Here is a 5,457-nt window from a genome sequence, read left to right on the forward strand (position 1 = left end):
CAGACTCACTGCCACCTTCGGAAACCTATCGTGCACCGACCGGTACGGCCAGCAGGGGAGCACCGGCGGGGCGGTCGGCCTGCCAGAAGCGCGCGAAGCAGGCGATGAATTCGGCCAGCGCCGCGCGTGGTTCGGGGTCGGTGAAGGCTTTCACCAGTTCCGAGAGCCCGCCCGCCTCGCCGAGGTCGTCGCAGACCGCTTCCAGCAGACCGGTTTTCGATTTGAACTGGTAGTAGACCGTGGCCCGGGCCACGTCCGCGCGCTTGGCCACCGCGTCCAGGGTGAATCCGGTGTAGCTGTCGGCCTCGCCCAGTAGTGCCCGGGCCGCGTCGAGCACCTGGCGGCGGCTCTGCTCGATCTGCGCGGTGCGCTTCCCCAGGTTGTATTGGCGTGGGCTCATGGCCTTGACAGTACCCGGCGGACCTGTTTTATTCATACACACAGTCTAATTAAATTGTTCGAGAGTGGACGACCATGAACAACCACAGACCGACCACGACAATCGACTTCTTCGGCATGTACCTGGCCCACGACGCATGCATGCGCGATCTGATCCGCCTCACCGCCGCGGTCTCCGAGGGCCGTCTCGGTGAGCCGTCGGTGCGGGTCGGATGGGAAACCTTCCGCCGCCAGCTCGACCGGCATCACAGCACCGAGGACGCCGCCCTGTGGCCGCTGGTGCGTGCCGCGGTCACCGATCCGGCCGACCTGGCGATCCTCGACGAGATGGAGACCGAGCACGAAGGTCTCGAGGAATTGCTGATCAAGGTCGAGGCCGGGATGGCCGGTGGTGACAGCGACTTACGTTCCGCCGTAGACGATTTGGCCGCGGCCATGGACACCCATTTCACGCACGAGGAGCAGGTGGCGCTGCCGCTCATCGATCGCACCGTCGGCGGGCCCGGCTGGGCGGCGTTCGGTGAGGAGATGCGCAAGCGCAACGGGCTCGGCGCCGTGACCGAGTATCTGCCGTGGGCGCTGGATGCCGCGCCCGCCGAGGCGCAGGCCAAGATGCTCGGCTTCCTGCCCGGCCCGATTCGGGCGCTCTACCGCTACGTGCTCAAACCCCGCTACGCCCGGTCGCGCCGGGGCTGGCTGTAATCCGGGTGAGGGCGGGGAGTACGCAGATGACAACGGCCCCAACGGCTTCGACCGAATTCGACCCCGCCCTGCGCAAGCTGGTGATCGTGGTGGTGCTCGGTGCGATCATGACCATCCTGGACACCACGATCACCAGCGTGGCCGTGAATACCCTGGGCGCGCAGTTCCATACACCGCTCGCCACGATCCAGTGGGTGCTGACCGGCTACACCCTGGCGCTGTCGGCGAGTATCCCGCTGTCGGGGTGGGCGATCGTGCGCTTCGGCCCCAAGACGATGTGGATCGTCTCGCTGCTGCTGTTCATCACCGGTTCGGTGCTGTGCGGTGCGGCTTGGAACATCTACGCGCTCATCGTTTTCCGGCTGTTGCAGGGGTTCGGCGCGGGCATGGTCATGCCGATCGGGCAGACCATGCTGGCGCGCGCCGCGGGCCCCGCCCGCATGGGCCGGGTGATGAGCGCGGTGGCGGTCCCGGCCATGCTCGCCCCGGTTCTCGGCCCGACGGTCGGCGGGCTGATCCTCGCTCACCTGTCGTGGCGCTGGATGTTCTACATCAATGTTCCGTTGTGCGCGCTCGCGGTGGTCGCCGCGATCGCGCTGCTGCCGCCCGACCCGGCCCGTGACCGCGACGCCGACCTCGATCGCCTCGGATTGGCGCTGCTGTCACCGGGTTTGGGTGCGCTGGTGTACGGCACCGCGCAGGCGGGCAGCGGCACGAGCCTCACCGATATGCGGGTCGCGGCGGCTGTACTGACCGGAGCGGCACTCATCGGCTGCTATGTCCTGCATGCCCTGCGCCGGGGCGAGGCGGCGCTGGTCGATGTCCGGCTGCTGCGCGATCGGAACTTCGCCGCTGTGAACGCGATGATGTTCGTCTACATCGCCGTGCTCTCCGGCCTGATGGCGTTGCTGCCCTTGGCCTTCCAGATCGTCGACGGTGACACCCCGCTGCGTTCCGGAGCGATGGTCGCGCCTCTCGGCGTGGGTGCGATCATCACCACCTTGCTCACCGGCCGCCTCAGCGACAAATACTCCCCCAGGCTTCTGATCCTGACCGGCCTGCCCGTGGTCGCGCTCGGTGTCCTCACTCTCACCCGAATCGGCCAGGGCACAAGCGATATCGCCGTCCTAACGATCCTGTTCGCGCTCGGCCTGGGTCACGGCATGATCATGCCCGCCGCTATGGGCGCGACCTACCGCACCCTGCGCCACACGGATATCCCGTCGGCCACCACCGCCACCAACGTCGGCATCCGTGCGGGCAGTTCTTTCGGCGTCGCGGCCCTGCTGGTCCTGCTCCAACGCGACACCGACCACCGGCTCCCCGACGCCGCGGCCTTCACCCACACCTATTGGTGGGCACTGGCTTTCACCGCTGTCGCTCTCATTCCCGCGCTGCTGCTGCCGCAGCGGGCCTACCGCCGCGAAGCGGTACAGGGCCAGTCCTGAACCGGGGTCGGCGGGAGCTCACCTCGGAGTGTTACCCAGCGCCGTCACCACTCCCGCGAGCTGGCCGCCGACGTCGAGCACGAGCCGGAACACGTCGGCGGGAACAGGTCTGCCGTCGCACCACAGGATGTTGCAGGCGGTCGACGCGTAGGGTCCGACGCCGAGCAGGATGTTCGCGGCGGTGACCGGGTCGATCAACTTGCCGACATCGTCGAGGTCGCGGACGGGCATGGGCGGGTTCGGCAGGCTGTACGGGTCGACATACGGTTCGGCGGGGAGGTCGGTGACGGCGGCGGTGAGGCGTTCGTAGAGTTCCTTGTTGTCGGGATTGCCGCTGCCGGTGAGCATTCCGACCGGGTTGCCGAGGTCGACCCGCAGGGGGATGCCCATGCGGATGATGACCAGGTCGCGGCTGGGGACGACGGTGACGAACTGGCCCAGCGCGCCTTCGAAGGAGTAGAGGTCGCGCGGCGAGCCCGGGAATTGCGGGCGGTCGTAGCCGACGGCGGTGGGCACCTCGGTGCCTTTGTAGGTGTCGCCGGAGTTGAGCCAGGTGAGGAAGCCGTAGCCGGGGTTCGCGGCGGTGCCCGTGGTGGCCTGGCCGATGTAGCCCGGGTCGATCAACTGCCGATCGCCCCAGCGACCCCGTTGCAGCATCAATCGGCCCAGCCGGGCCAGGTCGTCGGGGCGCATGGCCAGGCCGCCGTTGACGGCGGTGATGCCACTGCGGTCGCGCAGCCAGATCCAGTCGCCGCGCGCGATACCCAAGGGCCCGAACACTTCTCGCTGCGCAAAGTCCTGGAAGTCGCTGCCCGTGGTGCGCTCGATGATCTTCGGCAGCAGGGCGATGACGTTCTGTGCGTACTGGAAGGTGCTGTCGGGCGGGTAGTCGGCGGGCTCGGCGAGCGTCTGCAGCGCGGAGTCGGTGTAGAGCCCCGCGATATCGGCGGGCCAGCTGAAGTGCAGTCCGGTTGTTTGCGTGAGTACTTGCCGCACAGTGAGATTCGCGTGGGCGGCATCGGCCTGGGGGAAGAACGTCGAGAGCGGATCGTCGACCCCGAAGTAGCCCAGGGTAACGGCGCGGCCGACGATCGCCGCGGTGACGCCCTTGGTGGCGCTGGCCAGCGGCAGCGGCAGGTTCCCGCTCGGTGTGCGATCGCCGATCAGGCAGCCGTGGCGGTAGATCTGCACGGCGACACCGCCCGCCCGCGTGCCGAAATCGAGGGCGTCGGCGACCTTGGCCGAATCCATGCCGACGTCTTCGGGATTCGCGCGCGGCAATGGCTGGCCCGGCACCGGTTCGGCACAGCTCCGGGCACCGGGTGCGGCGGTCGCCACCGGCGCGACCAGCGGCAGCGTGGTGATCACCGCGGCGAGCAGCCCGGTGATCCAGGCGGCGCGGGTCATCGGGCCAGCCCGTTCGCGAGGGCGTTGCGCTCGACGCTGAAGTAGGTCTTGTCGTCCTTCAGCTTCCAGTCGGGCCCGACGAAGAACTGCGCGGCGGTGTCGTCACCGAAGGCGATGTACTCCAGCCAGGCCAGCGCGGTTCCCGAGGACAGGTACGCGCCGGGCCCGTCCAGCGGCGAGAAATGGCTCACGCCACGGGCATTCGCGATCCAGGCCGGGGCATTGAAGGTGAGGTTGTATTCCCACCACCGCACCCACGCGAAGTCCGGGACGACGAAATCGTTGTAGCCGGTGAGGAACAGGGTGGGCACCCCGACCAGCGCCCCCACCGCCAACGGCCCGGGCTCGATGGCCAGCGCGCCGATGATCCGCAGCTTGGGATCCACTGCCCCCACCAGCGGCGGGAACAACGCGGCGGCCTGCAAGGTGGCCTGCCCGCCACCCGAATGCCCCGCCAGCACAGTACGACTCAGGTCGATCTTGCCGAACAGCGGCGAATTCGGATCCCGGTTCTGCACGACCGCCACCCCCAGCCCGAGCGCGGGCATATCCGGCGTGGAATTGAAGAAGTCGTACGCCATCACCACCACGAACCCATGACTGGCCCACTGCCGCGCGAGCGTGTCGTAGTTCCCGGGATTCGACAGAATCCCACCCTCGAACACGATCACCGGCGCACCGTCCATCTCCCCGATATCAGCCGGGTAGTAGGTGTTCACCCCGATCGGCGACTGCAACCCATAGGGAAATGCCTGCGTGCACTCGGCATCATCCCGATTCCCGAACAGATGCACGGTGATATGCGCGATCATCCCCGCCACCGACTCCTGACACGGATTCGTCACCGTAGGAGTAGCCACCGCATGCGGCCCGAGATTATCGAAAACACTCTGAGCCGTTGTCCCAGCATCGATTTCCTCCGCAGACGCCGGAGTCCCCCCGATCAGAACGCTTCCGGCCACCGCCAAGACCACCGCCGACACACACGCCCTGCGAATGCTTCGCCTCATCATCGAGGTCTCCTCGTATCTCCGACCGCACTGCCTCCGGCCGGCCAAAAACTGGGACTATCCGGTTTCGGATACGAGACGCTAACCCAGCCGTGACCCACGGCACAACCCGCAAAATTAGTGCGGAACCAAGGAATACGAGAGCCGACGCACGGACCGCTCGGCCGCAGCCTCAACTGGTACAGCAACCAGGCCGCGAGCCAAGGCCCGGGCGGCACGTCGTCACGCTGCAGAAGGAACTCTCGAATCACTAACTGCTGGTGTCGATTTCGAGGTGCTCGATAGTGCGCGTCCGCAGCGCGGCGACGTCGAAGATGTACTCGATGGTGCCCCGCGCGCTGGCCAGGTGATGGAGGAAGCAGTACGGGTAGTGGACGCCTTCGCCGCCGTCTGGATGCGGCTTTGTCTGCTGCGGCATGGTTGCGGCGCGCGTCCAGTCGGCGTCGATCTGGAGTTCGGTGGCGATCTCGCGGCCGTCGAGGGTGAGTCGC

General features: G+C 67.4%; 6 protein-coding genes. 2 read left to right on the forward strand and 4 right to left on the reverse strand.

What is annotated here, in order from left to right:
* Positions 1–25: 25 nt before the first annotated feature.
* Positions 26–400 (reverse strand): TetR/AcrR family transcriptional regulator, encoded by a 375-nt coding sequence (locus tag ACWELQ_RS36945; RefSeq protein ID WP_452401661.1) that lies wholly within the window; start codon positions 398–400, stop codon positions 26–28.
* 74 nt (positions 401–474) lie between these two features.
* On the opposite strand from ACWELQ_RS36945, the gene ACWELQ_RS36950 reads away from it, so the two are divergent.
* Both ACWELQ_RS36950 and ACWELQ_RS36955 read left to right on the forward strand, forming a co-directional pair.
* The gene (locus ACWELQ_RS36950) at positions 475–1,101 is read left to right on the forward strand and encodes a hemerythrin domain-containing protein (protein ID WP_452401662.1); all 627 of its coding nucleotides are present in this window, start codon (positions 475–477) and stop codon (positions 1,099–1,101) included.
* Positions 1,102–1,127: 26 nt separating this feature from the next.
* Entirely contained in the window at positions 1,128–2,549 is a 1,422-nt protein-coding gene (locus ACWELQ_RS36955; RefSeq protein ID WP_452401663.1) for an MDR family MFS transporter, read from the forward strand.
* 18 nt (positions 2,550–2,567) lie between these two features.
* Here the strand turns inward: ACWELQ_RS36955 and ACWELQ_RS36960 are convergent, their stop codons facing one another.
* From ACWELQ_RS36960 to ACWELQ_RS36970, 3 genes are all read right to left on the reverse strand, one after another.
* The gene (locus ACWELQ_RS36960) at positions 2,568–3,956 is read right to left on the reverse strand and encodes a serine hydrolase domain-containing protein (protein WP_452401664.1); all 1,389 of its coding nucleotides are present in this window, start codon (positions 3,954–3,956) and stop codon (positions 2,568–2,570) included.
* Positions 3,953–4,801, reverse strand: a complete 849-nt coding sequence (locus ACWELQ_RS36965) for a poly(ethylene terephthalate) hydrolase family protein (RefSeq protein ID WP_452401665.1) — start codon at positions 4,799–4,801, stop codon at positions 3,953–3,955. The genes ACWELQ_RS36960 and ACWELQ_RS36965 overlap by 4 nt, the downstream gene beginning before the upstream one ends.
* Positions 4,802–5,216: 415 nt before the next feature.
* Positions 5,217–5,457, reverse strand: a 241-nt coding sequence (locus ACWELQ_RS36970; RefSeq protein WP_452401666.1) for a hypothetical protein, incomplete at its 5' end; no start/stop codon positions are given.

Source organism: Nocardia sp. NPDC004722 (assembly GCF_053601505.1).

Excerpts from the sequence above, each read along its gene's own strand:
- ACWELQ_RS36960 (WP_452401664.1), bottom strand. The coding sequence starts at position 3,956 with ATGACCCGCGCCGCCTGGATCACCGGGCTGCTCGCCGCGGTGATCACC.
- ACWELQ_RS36950 (WP_452401662.1), top strand. The coding sequence starts at position 475 with ATGAACAACCACAGACCGACCACGACAATCGACTTCTTCGGCATGTAC.
- ACWELQ_RS36955 (WP_452401663.1), top strand. The coding sequence starts at position 1,128 with ATGACAACGGCCCCAACGGCTTCGACCGAATTCGACCCCGCCCTGCGC.
- ACWELQ_RS36945 (WP_452401661.1), bottom strand. The coding sequence starts at position 400 with ATGAGCCCACGCCAATACAACCTGGGGAAGCGCACCGCGCAGATCGAG.